19 protein-coding genes are annotated in these 21,721 nt (G+C 55.8%); 6 read left to right on the top strand and 13 right to left on the bottom strand.

Features of this window, described 5'->3' with window-relative positions:
• Positions 1-8: 8 nt before the first annotated feature.
• A complete protein-coding gene (locus tag AUQ41_RS08860) occupies positions 9-1,241 on the bottom strand; it encodes an SLC13 family permease (RefSeq protein WP_063087938.1) in 1,233 nt (410 codons plus the stop codon).
• A 591-nt stretch (positions 1,242-1,832) separates the two neighbouring features.
• Between AUQ41_RS08860 and AUQ41_RS08855 the strand changes: the two genes are divergently transcribed.
• Positions 1,833-2,966, top strand: a complete 1,134-nt coding sequence (locus AUQ41_RS08855) for a type III PLP-dependent enzyme (protein WP_008890144.1) — start codon at positions 1,833-1,835, stop codon at positions 2,964-2,966.
• Positions 2,967-2,989: 23 nt separating this feature from the next.
• Entirely contained in the window at positions 2,990-3,496 is a 507-nt protein-coding gene (locus tag AUQ41_RS08850; protein ID WP_063087936.1) for a GNAT family N-acetyltransferase, read from the top strand.
• 83 nt (positions 3,497-3,579) lie between these two features.
• Here AUQ41_RS08850 and AUQ41_RS08845 read toward each other — a convergent pair whose 3' ends face one another.
• Both AUQ41_RS08845 and AUQ41_RS08840 read right to left on the bottom strand, forming a co-directional pair.
• Entirely contained in the window at positions 3,580-5,154 is a 1,575-nt protein-coding gene (locus tag AUQ41_RS08845) for a YbaY family lipoprotein (RefSeq protein ID WP_063087934.1), read from the bottom strand.
• 181 nt (positions 5,155-5,335) lie between these two features.
• Positions 5,336-6,226 (bottom strand): SMP-30/gluconolactonase/LRE family protein, encoded by an 891-nt coding sequence (locus AUQ41_RS08840; RefSeq protein ID WP_063087932.1) that lies wholly within the window; start codon positions 6,224-6,226, stop codon positions 5,336-5,338.
• A gap of 304 nt (positions 6,227-6,530) precedes the next feature.
• Between AUQ41_RS08840 and AUQ41_RS08835 the strand changes: the two genes are divergently transcribed.
• Genes AUQ41_RS08835 through fhuB form a run of 4 tightly spaced genes read left to right on the top strand, consistent with a single transcriptional unit; the run spans position 6,531 to position 11,281 of the window.
• Complete coding sequence (locus tag AUQ41_RS08835; RefSeq protein WP_063087930.1) at positions 6,531-7,307, top strand: ABC transporter ATP-binding protein; 777 nt, start codon at positions 6,531-6,533, stop codon at positions 7,305-7,307.
• Between the two features lie 42 nt (positions 7,308-7,349).
• Positions 7,350-8,315: an iron-siderophore ABC transporter substrate-binding protein gene (locus AUQ41_RS08830; RefSeq protein ID WP_063087928.1), complete on the top strand. Its 966-nt coding sequence runs from the start codon at positions 7,350-7,352 to the stop codon at positions 8,313-8,315.
• Between the two features lie 12 nt (positions 8,316-8,327).
• The gene (locus AUQ41_RS08825; RefSeq protein WP_063087926.1) at positions 8,328-9,260 is read left to right on the top strand and encodes an ABC transporter substrate-binding protein; all 933 of its coding nucleotides are present in this window, start codon (positions 8,328-8,330) and stop codon (positions 9,258-9,260) included.
• Positions 9,260-11,281 carry a Fe(3+)-hydroxamate ABC transporter permease FhuB gene (gene fhuB / locus AUQ41_RS08820; protein ID WP_063087924.1) on the top strand — a complete coding sequence of 674 codons (2,022 nt, stop codon included), beginning with the start codon at positions 9,260-9,262 and terminating at the stop codon, positions 11,279-11,281. Before AUQ41_RS08825 ends, fhuB begins: the two co-directional genes overlap by 1 nt.
• A 52-nt stretch (positions 11,282-11,333) precedes the next feature.
• Here fhuB and AUQ41_RS08815 read toward each other — a convergent pair whose 3' ends face one another.
• The 10 genes from AUQ41_RS08815 to kdgD form a co-directional block, all read right to left on the bottom strand.
• Positions 11,334-11,738 carry a GFA family protein gene (locus tag AUQ41_RS08815; protein WP_063087922.1) on the bottom strand — a complete coding sequence of 135 codons (405 nt, stop codon included), beginning with the start codon at positions 11,736-11,738 and terminating at the stop codon, positions 11,334-11,336.
• 94 nt (positions 11,739-11,832) lie between these two features.
• On the bottom strand, positions 11,833-12,243 hold the full coding sequence (locus tag AUQ41_RS08810) for a hypothetical protein (protein WP_063087920.1): 411 nt from the start codon (positions 12,241-12,243) through the stop codon (positions 11,833-11,835).
• A gap of 78 nt (positions 12,244-12,321) precedes the next feature.
• Positions 12,322-14,727, bottom strand: a complete 2,406-nt coding sequence (locus tag AUQ41_RS08805; RefSeq protein WP_063087918.1) for a TonB-dependent receptor — start codon at positions 14,725-14,727, stop codon at positions 12,322-12,324.
• Positions 14,728-14,852: 125 nt separating this feature from the next.
• Entirely contained in the window at positions 14,853-15,917 is a 1,065-nt protein-coding gene (locus AUQ41_RS08800; protein ID WP_063087916.1) for a FecR domain-containing protein, read from the bottom strand.
• 75 nt (positions 15,918-15,992) lie between these two features.
• Positions 15,993-16,517 carry an RNA polymerase sigma factor gene (locus AUQ41_RS08795; RefSeq protein WP_063087914.1) on the bottom strand — a complete coding sequence of 175 codons (525 nt, stop codon included), beginning with the start codon at positions 16,515-16,517 and terminating at the stop codon, positions 15,993-15,995.
• A 138-nt stretch (positions 16,518-16,655) separates the two neighbouring features.
• On the bottom strand, positions 16,656-17,450 hold the full coding sequence (locus tag AUQ41_RS08790; protein WP_063087912.1) for an NAD(P)-dependent oxidoreductase: 795 nt from the start codon (positions 17,448-17,450) through the stop codon (positions 16,656-16,658).
• A gap of 34 nt (positions 17,451-17,484) precedes the next feature.
• Positions 17,485-18,774: a TRAP transporter large permease gene (locus AUQ41_RS08785; RefSeq protein ID WP_063087910.1), complete on the bottom strand. Its 1,290-nt coding sequence runs from the start codon at positions 18,772-18,774 to the stop codon at positions 17,485-17,487.
• Position 18,775: 1 nt separating this feature from the next.
• The gene (locus tag AUQ41_RS08780; RefSeq protein WP_063087908.1) at positions 18,776-19,321 is read right to left on the bottom strand and encodes a TRAP transporter small permease; all 546 of its coding nucleotides are present in this window, start codon (positions 19,319-19,321) and stop codon (positions 18,776-18,778) included.
• Positions 19,322-19,417: 96 nt separating this feature from the next.
• Positions 19,418-20,410, bottom strand: coding sequence for a TRAP transporter substrate-binding protein (locus AUQ41_RS08775; RefSeq protein ID WP_063087906.1), 993 nt, complete (start codon positions 20,408-20,410; stop codon positions 19,418-19,420).
• Between the two features lie 246 nt (positions 20,411-20,656).
• Positions 20,657-21,583, bottom strand: coding sequence for a 5-dehydro-4-deoxyglucarate dehydratase (gene kdgD, locus AUQ41_RS08770; protein ID WP_063087904.1), 927 nt, complete (start codon positions 21,581-21,583; stop codon positions 20,657-20,659).
• Positions 21,584-21,721: the final 138 nt, after the last annotated feature.

The following is a 21,721-nucleotide window of genomic DNA, read 5'->3' as shown; positions in this document are numbered from 1 at the left end:
GATGTTTCCTATGAAATCAGGATGACCCAACCCAGCGACAGCGCCAGACTGATCAATGTAACAGGCACGCCAAGGCGCGCATAATCGATAAATGAAATCACCGTTCCGGCCTTTGCGGCCTGTTCAACAGCAATGATATTGGCAACCGAGCCAACAATCAGGAAGTTGCCCGACAATGTCGAAAAAATCGCCAGCGCATGCAACATTTCCGGGCTCCATTCCGGACCGAGTGAGAGCAACATCATCACCAGCGGCACATTGCCAATCGTATTTGACCCGGCCAGCGATACCCCGGCCAAAACACCCGGATGATGGATTTGCAACGTGATCAGGACATCGCGAAACAGGCTGGCAATCACGTCATTTTGCGCCATCGCGCCGGTTACGATAAACAACCCGCAAAACAGCGCCAGCAAATGCCAGTCAACCCGCCCCAGAACCTGATCGGTCGAAAGACGACGGCTGAGCAGCAAGGCCCCCACCACCAGAAGCGACCAAAGTGCACGGTCTTCGACAAAGACAAAAATCGCGATCACGGCGATGGTCGCCAAAACCGCCTTGGTCAGGATGGTTTTATCAAGCGGGCAAACCGGTTGATCAACTGATCGCGCATTTGCCCCCGCCGCGGCAACACTTGTTTGCCCGCGCATCAAGGGGCTTCGCAAAATCACGACATAGACCACGCCAAGTGCCACGAGTGCGGGCACAGCGCAGGCCAGAACAAAGCCGATGAAATCAAGTTTGCCAAACTCGGCAATCATCAGGTTTTGCGGATTACCAATCAGGGTGGCCGCCGATCCGGCATTGGCAGCACACGCCACCGCAATCACATAGGGTTTGGGATCAAGCCCACGCGCAATCACCCCGGTAATCAAAACCGGCGTCACCGCCCAGACCACAACATCGTTGGTCAGAAAGGCCGACAATAGCCCGCACATGACGATCACCCCGGCCAGCAACCCGCCCGGCCCGCATTTGAGCGCGGTGATCCGATACCCGATCCAGTCAAAAAAGCCACTTGCCGCATATTGTGACGACAGCACCATCAATGTCAGCAACACCGCAAGGGTGGCAAAATCAATCGACGCCAGCGCGCCATCGCGGTCAACCGCCCCGCTGATCAGCAAGATCACCGCGCCGAATACGGCAATGCCGGTGCGATTGATCGCAAGCCACGGCCAACGCCCCAGCGCCATGCCGATATAGACCAGAACAAAAACAACGGCGATCAGCCAATTCATAAAATGCCCCCGTGACCACGGCGACTGCCGGGTTTCGAATAATGGCTACAGCGCCGCCGGGAAACGGTCAATCGGCTTGATATTCACGTTCCGGTTATGCGCAAATTGCAATGCCCCATACCGAAATGCGCCAACTGAATTTCTTACAAAGCCCGAACGCGGCCATTTGAGCCATTTTGTGCGTTGCGACATCAGTTCTTCGACGATCCTGCGATTGTTTCATGACAAAACGGGTGAAAATTTCACTTGCGCGGAAAAAGCAACGGGCGTACATGCGGACTTGCCCAAAGTCGCACGTGCCTGTGGTGGTCCTGCTTACTGGAACCCGTAGGACTTACTTAAAGCAACGACGGTGTAGGGCTTTTTTGGTCTCAGGTGGCGTCCAAATCCACCGACACTAAAGAGGCACACCATCATTGCCCACGTGCGGAACGGGAACTCCCCATTCCATAGCGAGGCAGACTTAACTTCGCAGTTCCGGTTGGCCCCGGGGCTAAACAGCACGCAAGTAGTCCGCGTCATTGCGCCTCCACCGCGCACACGCATCAGGTACATGCACGCTGCCATATCGTGGAATGGGAGAACGCCCCAATGGCAACTCAGCGTATTATTGATTTTCTCGCACAGAACCGCCCGGAAGGCCCGTGCCTTGTTGTTGACCTCGACGTTGTTCAGCGCAACTACGAGACCTTTACCCGTGCCCTGCCGAGCTCGCGCATTTTCTATGCCGTCAAAGCAAACCCGGCACCGGAAGTTCTGAGCCTGCTTGCCGATCTTGGCAGCAACTTTGACACCGCATCCGTCCCGGAAATCGAAATGGCGATGGCCGCAGGTGCAAGCCCTGACCGCATTTCGTTTGGCAACACCATCAAAAAAGAACGCGACATTGCGCGCGCTTTTGAACTCGGTGTGCGCCTCTATGCGGTTGATTGCGTCGAAGAAGTCGAAAAAATTGCCCGTGTCGCACCGGGTGCGCAGGTTTTCTGCCGCATTCTGACCGACGGCGTTGGCGCAGAATGGCCGCTGTCGCGCAAATTCGGTTGCGCACCTTCCATGGCGCTCGAAGTTCTTCAGCATGCCCATCACATGGGTCTGGATGCCTATGGCGTGTCGTTCCATGTCGGGTCGCAGCAGTGCAACCTTGACGCCTGGGACACTGCGCTTTCGGAAGCATCCTCGATCTTCCGCACCCTGGCGGAAAAAGGCATTCACCTTCGCATGGTCAATATGGGTGGGGGCTTCCCGACCCGTTACCTGCGCGACATTCCGGCAACCGAAGCATACGGTGCGGCGATTGTTGATGCGCTTCACAACCACTTTGGCAACCATATGCCCGAAACCATTATCGAACCGGGCCGTGGCATGGTGGGTGATGCCGGCGTGATCAAAGCCGAGGTTGTTCTGATTTCGCGCAAGCATGCCGATGATCCGGTGCGCTGGGTTTACCTTGATATCGGTAAATTCGGTGGCCTTGCCGAAACCATGGACGAAGCGATCCGCTATCCGATCACCACGATCCATGATGGCGGCGAAGTTGCCCCGTGCGTTCTGGCTGGCCCGACCTGTGATTCGGCTGACGTGCTGTATGAAAAGACCCCGTATGACCTGCCGGTCTCTTTGACCATCGGTGACGAGGTTCTGATCGAAGCAACCGGTGCCTACACCACCACTTATGCATCTGTGGCGTTCAACGGCTTCTCGCCGCTTGCCGCCTATATCATCTGACCCCATTCGGGAAAGATAGGCCAATGATCACAATTGATCGCGAAGGCGCATATTCGCACATTGAACGCGAAAAGCTGCTTGATCGCGTAATGGGTCAGGCGCGGTTTCAGAAATCGTCTGAAATCCTGCGCCGTAATCGGCTTCCGGCGGACGGTCTTGCGTTTGTCGCCCACGACGGCAAACAAATGATCGGCACCGTCCGGTTGTGGAATGTCAATGCTGGCGATGCAGGGGATGCATTGCTGCTCGGCCCGCTTGCCGTCGACAAGATCTATAGCGGGTCCGGCGTGGGTGCCGGTCTGGTTTATGCCGCCCTTAATGCGGCACAGGCAGCCGGTCACCGTTCGGTTCTTCTGGTGGGGGATCCGGACTACTACGCGCGCTTTGGCTTCCATGCGGCCCCCGCAAGCGGGCTTTTGATGCCCGGCCATTTTGACCGTCACCGGTTCCAGGCGGTCCATCTTGGCAACGGCGATGGCTTAAGTGGTTCAACCGGTATGCTGAGCGCAACCGGGGCCATGGTCCACTAAGACATCAAAGAAATAAGACAAAAAAAATCCCGGCCCGGGTTTCCCCGGCCGGGATTTTTGTTATCAGATCTTTGTCGATCAGATCAGCAAGTCTTTTCCGACAACCAGCCGATAAACACGCCGTTCTGTTCAAGGCGTTCATGGGCAAAGCATTCGCCGCCGGGATAGGCGCTATTGGCAGGGGTATAGCGCACAATGTCTTCGCCGGGCAAAATGTTGGTCGTGGTTTCGACCTGTTCGGTATGGGCGGTGCCCATGCCATCAGACGTCACAAGACAATCATAACGCCCGCCATTGCCATTGATGGTTCGGACACCAACCATGCCATGATCCATCGGCCAGGCTTTCAGCACCGAAACCAGATCACCGGGATTTTTGGCAAGGCAGGCGGTGATGGCTGGCATCATGTCATCGAAATAGCGCGTCCAGATACCATCGCCCTGTCTTTTAAGCTCGGCAACCGAGACCACCGGGAAATCCCCCGGTGCAAGGGCAAGGCTTGCGGCCTCGACCGGCATGGATGAAACCGCACAATGGAAATCGCCCGACGGCGTTGTCCAGATTGCATCAGCCCCCTTGCCCCGCAATTCGTACATGTCATTGCCATAGCCATATCCCGAACCGGTCGGCATCTGCGCCAGACTGATCGGTTCGCGTCCGCGCATTTCGACAATGGCGCGTTCCGCGTCATGATCAAATGTCACGGCAAAGCGGCTTTGATCATCGCAGATAAACAATTCCGGCCCGGTCATCGGATCCGGGGTGCTGTTAAGCTGGCTTAACATCGCCTCGATACGGCTGAGTGCCACCTTGCTTTGCGACAATGCGCCGCTGATTTCATGTTCATCGGGCTGGCTGGATGTGCCGTTGACGGTTTTGGTGCCACTTGAAAAGCGCCCCTGGGCGAAATCAAGTGTCAGGGTGTAATGCAATGGGGCGTCGCTTTGCTCCCCGCCGTAATTGACCCGTTTGGCGTCCTCGGCAAAGCGCAGCAATTGACCATTACGGTAATAAAGTTTGACGTCGCTTGATCCGTAATCACCAAGATCGCGATGTTCATCAACCAGAAGCGGTTCACCATCCGTCGTGACATAGGCCTTATAGGTCACGGTGTGGTCCGATGCGGAATACTGGCCGGGAATGACACGCATGTCGGCCAGTTTGGCCTCGATCGCTGCGATGTCGTCAGGCACATCCGATCCATCGCCGTTGCGCGCACCGTCACCCTGAACGCGCGGCACCTGACGAACGACGATATCAACATCGCTTGGCGCACCACGGGTCAGGACCGGGTAGCTTTGATCGTTGCGAAACAGAAGATCGCCATTGGCATTGACGATTTTGGCTTCCACCGCATAGCTGTGACGCGGCTCGATATCATCAAGATCATAGGGCAGGATGAAAACCATCGGCGGATTTGCCACCGGCTGGCGCAGCGATGCAATCTCCACCGATGGCGCGTCAGCGCGCGAGACATCAAGCAACCGCACAACAAGGAAGGTATTGTCCGGCGAAAGTGCGATCCGTTCACGGTAACTGACCGATCCGGTGACGCTGTTGCTTGGTGATTGCAGGGCGGCACAGCCCGACAATATTGCGACCACGCCAAAGGCAATAAGCGCCCTTGCCCACATGGTTGCGGCGGTAACAGGTTTCATTTTAACCCCGGCTTGCTCGTATTTTTGGTGATGTGTTCTGCCACCACATAATGGTGACGCCAAACATACTGAAAACCAAGGCCAAAAATGGGCAAATCGCGCCAATTACCCGATTTAGGGCACCCAAGGGGCTGTTTGGCGCGATTTGCACCTAAGGCGATGCAATCCTGACGAAAAAAGCCTAGCCGGCAAACGGGTGGCACAATTGGCCGGCAACCTCGGTTCGGATCGACAACAGCGCACCTTCAAGTGGATTGCCATTGCCTTCCAACCCGACCGCGGCCGAGGTGATATAAAGCGTCTTGAGATCCGGCCCACCAAACACGCAACTGGTCGGCTGGGTCACCGGCAGGTCGATAATGCGATCGACACTGCCATCCGGCGCAAAGCGGATCAAACATCCCCCGCCCCACCGCGCGTTCCAGATATAGCCATCGGCATCCATCGCCGAGCCATCCATATTGCCGCGATCCTGCGGCCCAAAGAACAGTTTGGGATTGGATGGCACGCCGGTTTTCATGTCAAATTCATAGACATTGAGCGTATTGGTGATGGTATCGCCAAAGAACATCTTTGTGCCATCGGCCGACCATAACAGCGTGTTGGAAATGCCGATATTCTCGCCAAAACGCAATGTCTCGCCCTCCGCTGTGACACAGTTCAGCGTCCCGGTCGAAATGGTGACCGGCAGGTCTTCGCCATTCGGCCCGATATTGTTTTGCATGGTCCCGATCCAGAAACGGCCCATCGGGTCAACCCGGCTTTCATTCGATCGGTTGCCCGGATGATCACCATCGGGGGCGACAAACGGGGTGGTTTTGCCACTGTCGGGATCCAGAAAGGCCAGCCCGTCGGCAAGGGCCACAACAAGCCCGCCCTTTTGCCGTGGCACGATGGCAGCAACCGGCTGATCAAATACCCAGCTGCGCGATCCGCCGTCATCCGGGCGGAGCGCATAGGCCGTCTTTCCGACGATATCGACCCAGTACAGAACGCCATCTTCGGCATCCCAATGCGGGCCTTCCCCCAATGTGCATCGCAGATTTGGCAAAACGGTTTTTACGTTAGACATGGGTTCTCCCTGATCACGGCGCGTCTGTTTTAGCGCCTTGTAATTGTATGACCATTCTTATCGCGGCAAACCGCGCGATGCGATCAAAATTATAAGCTTTCATTGCTACCCGGAATGATGCCCGCTGAAAAGTAATTTTATATGATGATTGGATGGGCTGATTTAATTTTCCGCGGGCTGCAATCGCAACTCGGTTGCATTTAGAGAAAGTAATTGATAAGCATTCTCAGACTTTACAGCGCGCCTGCTTGCCGCGATCCGGCGATGGCGCAGTTTCCATTTCCCGGCGCATGAGTTTCCGTCCATGTTCGACCTGAAAGACGTCGCTTTCAAAAGTGATGGCAAAAAGCCAAAGACGCTGCTTGAGGACATTACGGTCGGCTTTCCGACCGGGGCGTTCAGCGCGATTGTCGGCCATAACGGATCGGGCAAAAGCACGCTGATCAAGCTTCTGGCGCGCAAAAACAAACCGGCATCCGGGGCCATCGCACTCGACGGACAAGACCTTGCCGATCATGGCACGCGCGATTTCGCCCGCAAGGTCGCCTACCTTCCGCAAAACCCGGTTGTCCCTCCGCATTTGAGTGTGCGCGAACTGGTGGCCTTTGGCCGCTATCCTTGGCGCGGGGCGTTTGGGCGGTATCGCGACGAAGACCACGCCAAGATCGATCGGGCAATGGACCTAACCCACGTAACGGAGTTTTCCGACCGGCTGGTCGCAAGCCTTTCGGGCGGGGAACGCCAGCGGGTCTGGCTTGCCATGTTGCTGGCCCAAGATGCGCCGGTGCTGCTGCTTGATGAGCCGACCTCGGCCCTTGATGTCGGTCATCAGCGCGACATTTTGCAACTGGTCGCCAACCTTAAGGATCAGAACAATCTGACCGTGATTGCCGTTTTGCATGACATCGACATGGTCGGGCGCTTTGCCGATCACATTCTGGCACTGCGCGGCGGGCGCACCTGTTGGCAGGGCACGCCGCACGATTTCATGAATGGCGATACGCTGCGCGATATTTTCCAGACCGACATCGACGTCATCAAACTCAGCAACCCGGACCGCTTCATAAGCTATGTCGCCTAGCTGCTTGCGCACGTCTCCACATCAACAGGGATCAGGGAAATCATGATATCAAAACCTTGGATTGGCAGCATTGCGGCGCGCCTTGCTCTTGTCGCCGGAATGGTTGGCGCATTTGTTACGGCCCAGCCCGTCATGGCCGAGGAAACCTTTACCCATGAGTTGGGTGAGATCAGCCTTGATACCCACCCGACCCGCTTTGCGGTTTCCAACTGGGCCCTCACGGAAAGCCTGATCGCGCTGGGCATTGATCCGGTGGCGATCCCGGAATCTGATGGATACCGCGCTTGGGTGGTGGAACCGAAACTGCCCGAAAGCTTCACTGACCTTGGCACCCGCCGGGAGCCGAATTTTGAAGCCCTTCGCGATGCCAAGCCGGACGCCATCCTGATCAGCACCGATGTCGCCATGGCCCATGAAAAACTATCTGGCTATGCGCCGACACTCGTTTATTCGATCTATAATACCGGCAGTGATGAGCCCGCCATTGACCGGGCCGAGGCGCTTTTGCGCAATGTTGCCAAACTGGCCGGTAAACCGGCCGCCGCCGAGGATGTCATTTCATCGGTCAATGCCCGGATCGAAGCCGCCGCCGCGCGCATCCGTGATCACGTCGGCGATGATGCGAAATTCGCTGTTGTCCGTATTCTTGATGAGTCGCATTTCCGCATTCATGGCAAGACGTCGCTGTTTGGCTCCGTCCTTGGCCGCATGGGTTTTGCCAATGCCTGGGACGGGGATGTCAATGGCTGGGCGTTTCATAATGGCGATGTGTCGGATCTGGCCAAAATGGGTGATGTACAATTCGCCTATGTCGAGCCGATTGCACCGACCACGCGCGAAACCCTGTTTAATTCCGCGATCTGGAAGGCCATGCCGTTTGCGCGCAACGACCATGTCCATGCCATCCCGGCAAGCTGGACCTTTGGCGGGGTATTGTCCGCGGCACGCTTTGCCGAATTGCTTGCCGATGCGGTTACGGGCACTGACACCGCCGCAAGCGGTTCATAAGGGACATCTGGCATGAACATCCTTCGCGCGCTTGTTTGTCCGGTTTTGCTATGTGTAGCCCTGATCGGTGCAAATGCATCAACCGCCATCGCCGATCCGATCGAGATCGAACATGAACGCGGCACTTTGCGCCTTGATGCCCCGGCCACGCGGGTGGCGACCATCAACTGGGCCTTTACCGAAAGCGTCATTGCCCTTGGCCTTGATCCGGTCGCCATTGCCGACCCGCAAGATTACGTCGACTGGGTTGCCAAGCCCGACCTTCCGCAAAGCTTCGTTGACCTTGGCCAGCGTTCATCGCCCAACCTTGAAGCGCTTCGTGCATCAAAACCGGACCTGATCATTTCCGTTCCCGATCTCGGCATGTCTTATGAAAAACTGGCCGCGATTGCGCCGGTTCTGGAACTCAGACTGTTTGATGGCAAGCGCCCCGCGTTTGAAACCGCGCGCGAGGTGTTTGGCAAAATCGCCAAGGCCACCGGGCGCGAGGCAGAGGCCAAAGCCTATCTGGCCGATATTGATCAGGAATTGATCAAATATGGCGACCGCATCAAAACCGCGATTGGCCCCGATCAAACAATCAACGTTGTGTTCTTCTTTGATGAAAGCAATGTCGGGGTCTTTGCCGATACCTCCCTGCCCGGTTCGGTGATGACGGCAATGGGCGTGCCGGTCGCCTATGACGGGGAGGTCAACAAATGGGGCTTTGGCCGTGGCGGGTTGGAGATTCTTGCCCCCTATGCCAAGGAAACGCTGGTCTATACCAATCCGGTGCCCGACGTTGTGCTTGATAAACTTCTGAATTCCCCGATCTGGAAGGTGATGGATTTCACCCGCAACAACCGGGTTTATGAATTGCCGGTGGTCTGGGCCTATGGCGGGGTACCGTCCGGGCTTCGTTTTGCCAAGCTCCTGACCGAGACCATTGAAAACGGCCCGCAATAATGAGTAACGCAGCACTTCACGGCTCAGTCAGATCCGGCTTTCCCGGGACGCTGTCCATTCCGGCAATCCTGACAGGCATTCTGGGCCTGTTGACCCTTGCCGTGCTGGTAATTGATTTCTGGCCGTATCTTGGCAATGGGCAGGCAACACAGGCCCTGTTCAGCCCGGATGAAACCGATTTCGATCAGATCCTGTTTCATTACAGCACCCTGCCCCGCCTTGCGATGGCGTTTCTGTGTGGTGCGGGCCTTGCCTTGGCGGGGGCTGCGATCCAGACGGTTTTACGCAATCCGCTGGCATCACCGACGACCCTTGGCGTTGGGGCCGGTGTTGAATTTGCCCTGACCCTGTTTGTCCTGCTCGCCCCGGCATCGCTTGCCATGTTTCAGGAGGCCTTTGCCCTTGCCGGGGGGTTGATTGCACTGGCAGCGGTTTATCTGATCGCCGCCAATCGTGGTAACGCAACACTTTGGCTTATTCTCGCCGGGATGATCGTCAATCTGCTGTTGCAGTCGGGATCACAGATCATCCTGCTGTTTAACGAGCAATATCTGCAATCGATCTTCATGTGGGGGGCTGGTGATCTGGCCCAAAATGGCTGGGAGGATACGCAGTTTGTCTGGCCGCGTGTACTGATTGGCATGATTGCCATTCTGGCCCTGTCGCGCCCGCTTGATCTTCTGGCCCTTGGCGATGACACGGCAAGTTCGCTTGGCGCGAAGGTCACGGTTCTCAGGCTGCTGATCCTTGGTCTTGCCGTTTTCATCACCGCATCGGTAATTTCGGCCGCCGGCATGATCGGCTTTGTCGGTCTTGCCATCCCGGCCGCCCTTCGTATTGCCGGGCTGTCACGGTCGCGCGACTTAATGGTCTATTCGGTTTTCACCGGCGGCTTTGCGTTGGTCGTGATTGATTTTCTGGTGCGCCAGTTTAACGAATTTGGCGGCGATCCGTTGCCGACCGGAGCCGCCACCGCGCTCTTTGGCGCGCCGTTCATCATTTTCATGCTGCGCAAGGCGCGCATCATGCCCGGCAGTCAAAGCGACGATCAGCACAGCGATCAACAGATCGTCTCGAAAACCGCCCTTTCGATTGCCTTGACCTTGAGCCTTGTCATCGGTGTGGTGTTTTCATTGTTCGTCTCGCTGGATGGCAATGGTTTTGTCGTTTTGGGCTTGCAAAGCAGCAGCCTTGATATCCTGATCGGCCGTGCAGAACGGACCTTTGCCGCGATGATTTGCGGCGCCGCCCTTGCGGTTTCGGGCACGCTTATTCAGCGTGTCGGTCGCAACCCGCTGGCAAGCCCCGAAATCACCGGGGTCAGTTCGGCCACTGCCCTTGCCATGATCATGGCACTGGCGATTTTCGGTTTCGGACAACGTGCGGAACTGATGGTGATCGGGGCCGCGGGCGGGATTGCGTCGCTTCTGGTGCTGCTTGCCCTTTGTCGCAAATTCACCCATGCGCCGCATTACATGTTACTCAACGGTCTTGCCATGACCGCCATTCTCGGCGCGATTGTCCGCATTGTTCTGACCCGTGGCGGCACGCAGACATCGATGCTGATGTCATGGCTGGCCGGGACGACCTATTTCACCAATATGGACGAGGTGATGATTGTCGCCGGTGTCACCGGTGTGCTTCTGGTGGTGGCAATTGCGCTTCGTCGTCCGCTAGAACTGGCATCGCTTGGCACGGATCAGTCCGTATCCTTGGGTCTTGGGATTTCCGGCTTCCAGTTTGCCATGATGCTGCTTGCCGCCATTCTGGCCGCCAGTGCAACCCTTCTGGTCGGGCCGCTCAGCTTCGTCGGGTTGATGGCACCACATCTGGCACGGGTCGCGGGATACCGCCTTGCCGGTGGTCATTTGCTGGGCGCTGTTCTGATCGGGGTTAATGTTATGATGGTGGCCGAATGGCTGGCGCGTAACATGATTTATCCGGCTCAGCTGCCGACCGGACTGATCGCGGCCCTGATCGGGACGAGCTATTTCCTGATCCTTGCGGTCCGCAAACGTTGATCACAGGCGTCATGGCATTTCGTGACGCCTGTCGCAATCTGATCTGTTCGCGTTAGCCGTTTGGCGGAATGTAGTCGCCGTCAAACTTCAACAGATCATCCTTGATGTCATACCAGTCGGGCTTCGACGCGGTATGGATATGCACGGATGGGCGAATTTTCGGATCGTCATCAAGGGCGGATGCCGCGACAACGTAAATTTCACCCGAAGACAAATCTCCAAGCGATGTGCCGCATTCCTTGCAAAAGCAGCGGTCAAACTTTGCGTCCGGCCCCTTATAGCGACCAATCACCTCTTCACCCGTCAAGATATGAAGATCATCCGCCTTGCCAATCACCACGGCGGAAAAAACGCCCGCCGCCTTGCGGCAGCGCGAACAGTGACAGTAGCTCAGCGATGATGGTTCGCCGGAAATTTCGAACGTAACCTTGCCGCAAAGGCAGCTTCCCTTGATCATTTTTAAATCCTGTTATGTGAGTCCTTCAAAAAGAACATAACATGAACGTTTATCACATTCCAACCCCCGATCCGTATTCAGTCCGCCCGATCCGTTAGCGGTCCGAAGGCGGCCAATCGCGGGCAAGGGCAAATGCGGCATCAAGCGTCGCAACATGTTTGACGGGGAATGGCAGCATCCGGGCAAAGTTGCTTTGTTCCGGGTCCTCTTCATCGTGACGGTGAACCGCGCCATCGCCGTGATGGTGCCCCTCATCAACCCGGATCAGACCCTTGGCAAAGGCGTTCAACCGGTCGCGGTTTTGCTTGAACCAGATGGCAGCCTGTTTGCGGATTTCATGATCCTGATCGGCAAATCCCGACACGCGGAAAATCAGAATGGCCGGATCGCGGCGGGCGGCCAGTGCATCAAGTGCTCCAAGATAGGCCTTACCATCCGCATCACTTTGCCGATCAATCATTTCAAACAGGACGATATCCGGGGCCAGGTTGCTTGATCGAAACATACTGGTTTCCTTTACGCGCAAGAGCCCGGCGGAAAACCGCCGGGCCGTTAATGGGTCTATCCGATGCAGATGCCGTCATCAGAATTCGCGGCGATAACCGATCAATACGGTGCGGCCATGCCCGGCAACCGAATAACCACGCAGTGCGGTTGCCGCCGGATTTTCGTAGCTGATATCAAGGATGTTTTCGATCCCGAAGCGCGCCGTCCCGCCCAGCAGCGGATAGTTGCCCGACAGGTTGAAAACAAGGCTCGGCTTGATCTTTTTATCTTCGATCTTGTAACGACCCGCCGTATAGGTCCCGTCAAAGCGCATATTCAGATCGCCCCAGACGTAGCTATCGACATAACCGGTAAAGCGGAACGGCGACGGGATGCGGTTGTTGGGAAGCCAGCTATCCAGATCACCGTCTTCGTTGGTGTCATAACGGCCTTCAACATAGGACGCCAATGCCCCGATATAGGTCTCATCCGAGATGTCGTATTCCCCGGTCAGTTCGGCCCCGATGATGCGTTCCTTTTCCTGGCTGAGCTTGTTTTTCGAGGAATCATAGTTATCACCGCGCTCATTGGTGCTCATATAGATTGCACCGGTGGAGCGGAAATCGGTTCCGTCATAGCGGGCCGCCACCTCATAGGTTTTGACCTTGGAGGCCTCGACATCAATGTCATTGAAGTTAAGCGGGATAGACGTGCCGCTCAGTCCGGCGCGACGGGTATAGGCGCCAACATCCGGAACAGAGAAACCTTCGCTATAGCTAAATGATGTATCGATCCGGTCAGTCCAGTGCACCACGGCAGATGCATTGTAGGTCACCGCATCATAAGTCGTCTCGCCGCCCGTGAAGGCCGCGGCAAGAAGGATCTGCTGCGGGGTGCCGCCGTTGTAGCGCATATAGCTCGGACGGGTGAAATCCTTGACCGTCAGATCATATTCCTCGTAACGCACACCACCGGACAGGTCGACATACTTGGTCACAGGTGCTGAAAGCTGGGCAAAGAAGGCGTGACCTTCCTGCTCCATCGGGGCTCCGATATCCCGCCCGCTGACGGTTTCATATTTGACATCGTCAAAGGTAAGGTCCCCACCCCATGTCAAGGTCAGCCCCTCATAGGCAGCATCAAGGCTGGTGTCGGTTGACAGCTTTACACCGTATTTGACGGTATCAATGACGGATTGACCCAACGGATCTTCAATCGCGCCATTGCTGGCAAGCGAAACAAGGCCGGGGTTGTGCGACGCGTTATATTCGGCACGCGCAGCCTGTTTGTAGCTGTCATTGTAAAACAGCTTCAGATCACCAACGCCGATCTTGCCGAAATCAAACTCGTATCCGGCAGTGAAATACTGGCTTTCATCTTCAAGTGGTTGCGCCAGATAGGGGCTGTCATAGTTAACCGACACCGGGTCGGTCGAAAGGTCGGCATAATATTCAATGTCCTGACGGAACCGCACAACTTCCGAGGATAGAAACAGGCGATGGCCTTCGGCAAGCGTGACACCGGCCTTGCCAAAGACATTGAGGTCTTCGGCATTATCAAACCCGCCCTGCCCGAGCATCGCATCCGATGGGACCTGATTGCCATAACCGTCATAGGCATTGCCGGTTTTCGAACCGGTGATGCTGGCCGCCAGATCGACCGCGCCAAAACCACCACTGCCCGACAAAGTCAGGGAAGGAGAGAAGCTTTCACCGATATCATCGGTGTAGCTTTTGACATGGCCATCAACGACAAAGACGTTTTTGCCGACTTCACCGGTCTTGGTGATGATATTGATGGTCGCCCCGGTCGCGCCATCCCCGTTCATCGCGTTTGAGCCCGGAATGACTTCGATGCTTTCGACTTGCTGAATATCGATCATTGAAAGAATGCGGCTGCTGTTGCGTAGCGGCGTGTTGCGAGCGATCCCGTCAACAAGGACCTGCACATCACGACCACGGAACGTTTCGGTGCTTGAGATCAGGCTTTGATCATCAAACATGAAGCCCGGCACGTTATTTCGAATAACATTGGTGATGTCGCTGCTTTTGGCCGACTGGGCTTCGATCTGATCAGGGCCGATCACGACGACCGACGGCGACATGGTGGCAATCGATCTGCGTGAACGGGTGGCGGTCACGACGACTTCGGGCAGGATCACCTGGCCCTGCGCATCGCCGGTGATGGTCGTAACAGGCTTGATGATCACGCTGTCGTCAGAGACAAATTCAAACCCGTAACCACTGCCCGACAGAAGGTTTTGCAGGGCCTCGCGGGCGGACATGTCGGCAGTCAGCGCACCACTTTCGATGCCCGAAAGATCCCCCTGCACGACAAGCTGCAAGCCGAACTGATCGGCAACCTGATCAAGGGCTGCGCGCAGATCCCCGGCGGCAACCGTTACCGGCTGTGCGGTGTCAGACGCGGTTTGCGCCAAGCCTTGCGGAACCGATGCGATCATCAGTGTCGCAAACAGGGCTGTGCTGCCCAAAAGGCGGGACATTCCGAATTTTCTGGTTTCCCCAAAAGTCACGATATTCAAGTTCGAACCCCTTCGCATGAGAATAATAATGCAAATCACTATTACCTTCATGACGAACACCGCCGCGAAATGAGGAGGTGAATTTTCTATTTTTTTGAAATTATTCTGAACCCACCCGGAACAGCGCGGTCCGTCAGACCATAGGCCGCCAGAATGGCACCATAGGCCCCGTCCGGTTTGGTCAGATCGAAACTACCCGAAACCGTGATATCGTCCATGCGCGGATCGCGCACAAATCGCAGGTCATCCATAAGAGGTGAAAGACGGGCCAACAGTTCGTCAATCGGCATATCGTTGACCACCCAGCGACCATCGCGCCATGCGCCAACCCGATCCAATGCCACCATACCATAATGCATGTCGCCATCCGCATCCTGCCAAGATGCCCGTCCGGCGGTCAGACGGGCGAGTTTTGCCGTCCGGCTTTCAAGATCAACCGTGCCTTCGGATACCTCGACCCGGACATGCCCACCCCATTTCGAGGCGCTGAATGCCGTACCGACTGCCGTTGCGGTCAGTTTGTTAAGATGAATACGCAGCGGTCGTGTGCTGTCCTTGGCGACTTCGATAAATGCACCGCCTTCAAGGACGGTCAAATCACGGTACTGATCGCCATAGGCCAAGGCAACGCGCGTGCCCGGCTCCATCCAGATGCGTGATCCGTCAGACAGTTCATGAACTTCACCGACAACATCGGGATTGCTTTCCGCAATCAGGTCGGCATCGGGTTGAAACGCGGAATAGCCCCAAAGGCCCACCAGCAAAAGAATGGTGAAAATCGCCAACATCGGACGGGCGCGGCGTTTGGCTGATCGCATGCCCGGCAGGCGGTTGTTGCCGCCTTCAAGCGCGCCCAATCGTTCAAGGTCACGCCGGACGGCTTCGCTATCAAAGCCGGTGTCATGATCTGGCTGGCGCGATCCAGTCGAATGGTCTTCATCGTCTGAAAATTCGGCGGCAGCGATTTCCATGCCCTGCCATGTCTGGCGGGCCTGGATCAGGCGTGCAGGGTTTTTCGGATCCGCCGCCTGCCAGTGTTCAAAGGCAATTTCTTCAGCCGCACTTAGTTGCACATCATCAAGGCGCACAGCCCAGTAATCGGCAATATCGTCATTGCTTTGGCAGTCGTCGGGATAGCGGAATTCGGTCATGGCAGTGTCGTTACCCGGCTTCTGACGGAGGGGGCTGTTGTATGCTTGACGAACGGGCCGCGCAAAAGAGGATGTTTAATTTTCATGGCGCGCCAGCACCTGTTTGCAATGTCCGAGCGCCTGACGCAAATGCTTTTCCACCATATTGCGACTGATGCCAAGTTGTTCGGCCACTTCCTGTGTGCTCAGATGATCGCGCTTGCACAGCAAGAACACCTCGCGGCAGCGCGGCGGCAGATCATCAATCGCGCGTCGGATGATCTCAAGCCGCTGGCGATCAGAACTGATCTGTTCGGGGGTGACGGACTGGCTGCCTGCGCCATCCATCTCGCTGATCTCGGTCGGGTCGGTGAATTCGACCGGATTGCGATTGTGACGACGCAAGGCATCAATCGCCAGATTGGTCGCCATGCGCATCAGAAAGGCCGGAGGATTGGCAATATCAGCCGGGTCAATATCGCGATGACGCAGTTGCACGTAAAGATCCTGCAACACATCCTGGCATTCGTCGCGCGCTGGCAGATATTTCTGCACCTGTCGCAACAAACGGTCATGATATTGCTGATAAAGAGTATCCCAAGAACGGTCACAGACCGCCATAGCTGCACATCCAGAATTCGATAATGATAACTGTTATCATTTTCATTTATGCTTATAAGCAATCCTGACCATGCGTCAATTCAAAAAGAAAAGGCCCGCACATGGCGAGCCCTTCTTGGTATTAAGCAGACAGGAAAATCAGTCTTCGAAATGGCCCTTGGCGGCAAAACCACCGCCCTGATAAATCACAGCCGGGTCTTTGCGATCTTCGGGCGGTAAGGCAGCCTCGATCTCAGCACGGAACTGTTCTGAGCTGTCTTGCGGTTTCCAGCCAAGGAAGTCCGCATGATCATTGCTCCACCATTTCGATTTATTGTCCGAAACGCCATACATCACCAGATGACCGGTCATCGGCGCAGCAAAGATCGCCTTCATCAACGAGATAAAATCACGCGGGCTCATCCAGGTGGACAGCATCCGGCGATCCTTTGGCTTCTCAAAGCACGAGCCAATGCGCACCGAGACGGTTTCAACATCGAACTTGTCGAAATAGTAGCTCGCCATCGCCTCGCCGTAACATTTGGTCACGCCATAGAGGCTGTCGGGGCGCTGTTCGGATGTGTCATCAAGCTTGGTCGTGCGTTTGTGAAAACCAATCGCATGGTTGGAGCTGGCAAACATGATGCGCTTAACGCCATTCTGACGTGCCCCCTCATACAGGTTATAGGTGCCCGCAAGATTGGCCTGAAGCAGGTCATCAAAGGCCGCCTCGATTGAAATACCGCCAAGATGAATGATGCCATCGACATCCTTGGTCAACTCAATCACGGCTGCACGATCCGACAGATCGCATTGCACGACTTCTTCGTTTGGGCCAGCCGGGTCCATTGGGGAAATATCAGACAGGCGAATGACATCGGCATAGCCCTTAAGCCCTTCGCGGCAGATCTTGCCAAGGTTTCCACCGGCACCGGTGATCAGCAAACGTTTCATAATTATCCTCTTTGGTATCACTCTTTGCCCGCGATCAATTGCCCCCGAACACAAGGTTCGGAAGCGTCAATGAAATCGCAGGAATATAGGTTGTCAGCAAAAGGGCTGTCAGGATCGCCAGATAAAACGGCCAGATCGTCTGAACGGCCTTTTCGATTTTCACCCCGCCAATCGCGCAGCCGACAAACAGGCACGATCCCACAGGCGGTGTACACAGGCCAAGGCCCAAATTCATCATCAAAACCATGCCGAACTGGATCGGGTCCATGCCGAACTGCATGGCAAGCGGCAGAAAGATCGGCGTACAAATCAGGATGAGGGCCGCCATATCCATGATCATCCCGGCAACCAGCAACATGACATTGATGAGCAACAACACCATGATCGGATTATCGGTAATGCCGGTGATCGCATCGGCCAGGGCATCAGGCACCTGATAGAACGCCAGCATATAACCATAGGCGGACGCACAACCGACCAGCAGCATCACAAGCGCGGTTGTCTTGGCCGATTGCTTGACCGCAGCAATAAAACCGGCCCAGCTCAGCTCACGATAGACCAGCCCGGTAATGATCAGCGCATAGGCGACACCGATGGCCCCTGATTCCGTCACGGTGAACACACCGCTTAAGACACCCCCGACAATAATGACGGCGGTAAAGAAGCCCGGAACTGCGCGGACCGCCGTACGCCAAACCACCGCCCAGCCCGGGAACGGTTCCGCCGGATAGCCGTGCTTGATCGCAACCAACCAGGTCGCAAGCCCGAGCAGCAGACACATGATAATGCCCGGGACCACACCAGCCATGAACAGTTTGGAGATCGAAATGCCGCCACCGGCCGCCACCGCATAGAGGATCATGTTGTGGCTGGGCGGGATCATGATCCCGGCGATTGATGAGGTCACGGTGACGTTGACCGCATAGTCCGCGCGGTAGCCTTCCTTTTTCATCACCGGGATCAGGATCGATCCAAGGGCCGACGTATCGGCCACGGCAGAACCGGAAATGCCGCCAAACAGCATCGATGAAAACACATTCACAATGCCAAGGCCGCCACGCCGACTGCCGACAAGGGCGGTCGCAAATTGCACAAGCCTCGTCGCAATCCCGCCGTGAAGCATCAGTTCACCGGCAAAAATAAAGAACGGAATGGCAAGCAGCGAAAAGGCCGAGATCCCCGATCCGATGCGCTGAAACGCAATCAGGGTCGGAAGGCCTTCGACAAAGAACGCACCAAGAGCGGCAATGCCAAGTGCGATGGCAACGGGCATGCCAATCAGAATACCAATGGCAAACACGCCCAGAAGAATGGTCATGCCCATGTTATTTCACGTCCTCATTCAAAAGATCATCATGGTAAATGCGGGCCCGGGAAATGGTTTTCCACCGCGCCGCGATCTTGAGGATATGAACCACGCTGTAAAACATGATTCCGGCCCCGCACACCGCCATCGGCACGGACCGCAAGCCATCTGAAATATGAATGATCGGCATGGTCTTGGCCCAGTTAAACGCAACCAGATCCATCGCCCCGATCAGCATCCAATAGCCAAACCAGGCCGACGCGCCATACCCGATGGCCGCAACAATGGCGGCCATTTTCGGCGGCAATGCATCGCGGAAAAAGGAAACGGAAAGGTGGCTGTTGTCGCGGATGCCCGCAGCTGCGACCGGAAAGGTAATCAGCACAATCAGAATAAGCGAAACCTGTTCGACCCAGGTCGGCGTTTCATTGAGGACATAACGCCCGAACACCAACCAGGCAAAACTAGGGATCAGTGCGACAAGGGCCAAACCACCAATCAGGTTCAGCACCCCGGCAATCCCGCCGCCCAAGCGATCAATCACATTAACAAAACGAGAAAACATCTACGCGCTACCAGAAACAGATAAACGACGAATATACTAAGCGCAGCCAAAAAGAAGGGCGACGATATTATCGCCGCCCTTCAGATACTTAAGGCCTTATTTCTGCGCGTCCTGGATCGCCTTGACCAGATCGGCAAGATCCGGGTTGGCTTTCAGGAAGTTGTCATAGACCGGCTGCATGGCATCCTGGAAAGCCTGCTTGTCGGCGATCTCGTTGACTTCGATGCCGGCGGCAATCACTTTTTCCTTGGACTGCTCTGCACGATCGGCCCATGCGGCACGCTGTACGGTGACAGATGCTTCAGCTGCTTCGTGGACGATTTTCTTTTCCTCGTCCGACAGGCTGTCATAAAGCGCCTTGTTCATGCACAGGCATTCCGGAAGGATCAGGTGCTGGGTGACGGAATAGTATTTCGCCGCCTCAAAATGGCCGGAGCTGTCATAAGACGGGTAGTTGTTTTCCGCACCGTCAATCACGCCGGTTTTCAGCGACTGATAGACCGAGCTATAGGCCATCGGGGTCGCGTTACCGCCCAGCGCATCAACCATCTGAACATAAAGATCGTTGCTCATGACGCGGAATTTCAAACCGTCAAGGTCAGCCGGGGTATTGATCGGACGCTTGGAGTTATAGAACGAACGCGCACCAGAGTCATACCAACCGAGCGGCTGAAGGCCAGCTTCGATCAGGCCATCGGCGATCTGCTGACCAGCCGGGCCATCCATGACGTCATGCATGGCATCGACGCTTTTGAAGATGAAAGGCAGCGAAACAACGTTGGCTTCGGGGGCGACTTCACCCAGCGGGCCGAGGTTGAAAACAGCCCAGTCCAGACCGCCGAGACGGACCTGCTGGATCGCATCAGGCTGATCGCCCAGAACGCCGCCGTGGTAAACCTTGGCTTCCAGATCGCCACCGGACTTTTCATTGATCAGCTTGGCGAATTCTTCCATGCCGGTCGAAACCGGGTATTCCGGCGGATGAATGTTCCAGCCGCGCCATTCCTTGGCCTGCGCACCGGATGCCAGCGCCACCGACACGGCAGCCGCTGCAATCGTCAGCGTTGTGGTTTTGATAAACTTGTTCATTTTAGGTCCTCCCAGACAATCTGTTGTCTATTTCATTGAAGCATTTTGCCCTTTTGGGTCTTGTTCTTATCATTTAATCCTACAATTCAGCACTTGTAAACATAACTGTAAGATTTGTTAACAACTAAGTTGCGAACGGCATCAAATTCCCGATCACCGATTGCAGTTTTAGCGTCCCATTCTGTTTCCCCGGCAGGCGAACCTGCCGGGAAATAACAAGTCATATGTCGCGTTGGCGACCCGCCATCAGGCAGCGCGAAGGGCCGCGTCGCCGTATGCCTTGCGGATCACATCGGCCAGCATGTCATGTTCCGCATCGGTCAAATCGGTCAGCGGACTGCGCACCGGGCCGGTGTCGCACCCGATCACGCGCATGCCCGCCTTGACGATGGAAACGGCATAGCCCTTTCCGCGATTGCGGATATCCAGATACGGATAGAAAAATTCGGTCAGTGCGCGGCTCATCGCGGCGTCATCGTCGCGGCCAAGCGCGTCATAGAAATCAAGCGCCTGTTGCGGCAGGAAGTTAAAGATCGCCGATGAATAGGTTGTCACACCGGCTGCCTTGTATGCCTTGGCAAAAACCTCGGCTGTCGGCATGCCGCCGATATAGGACAGGCGATCCCCGATCACGGTGCAAACCTTGGTGACCATTTCGATATTGCCATGGCCGTCCTTGAACCCGACCAGGTTCGGGCAAACATCACACAGCTTGGCAAGTGTTTCAGCCGTAATGATCGAATTGTCGCGGTTATAGACAATCACGCCGATATCAACCGCATCACACACCGCCTTCACGCGGGCAAACAGGCCTTCCTGTTCGGCACCAACCAGATATTGCGGCAACAGCAAAAGACCATCTGCACCGGCGTCCTCGCAGGCCTTGGCAAGTTCAACCGCCATGGCCGTGCCATACCCGCACCCGGCGATGATCGGGGTGTCGCCCGCAACTTCCTTGGCCGCACGCACGGTTTCGACCACCTCGGCCGGGGTCAGGGAAAAGAATTCCCCGGTACCACCAGCAGCAAACAGGGCGGTTGCCGGATATTGCGACAGCCAGCCGACATGCGTGCGATAGGTCGCAAGATCAAGCGCGCCTTCGGCATCAAAAGGCGTCACCGGAAAAGAAAGCAACCCGGCGCCAATCGCCTTTTTCATCTCTAGATAGTGCATCAAGCGTCCCTAATGTCTGAATACGTCAAATAACTATGACGATTCTATAAATTCATCATATTACTTTGTCAAACATAATACTCAGACTTTTTGAAATCGCCATAAACCGCAGAAAACATGGATTTCTTGGTCATTCCG

Origin of the sequence: Thalassospira sp. MCCC 1A02898 (genome assembly GCF_001618185.1) — a bacterium.
In the GTDB taxonomy this organism is placed as follows: domain Bacteria; phylum Pseudomonadota; class Alphaproteobacteria; order Rhodospirillales; family Thalassospiraceae; genus Thalassospira; species Thalassospira tepidiphila.
The sequence above is the reverse complement of the archived record's forward strand: the minus strand, read 5'-3'. Positions and strand labels throughout refer to the sequence as shown.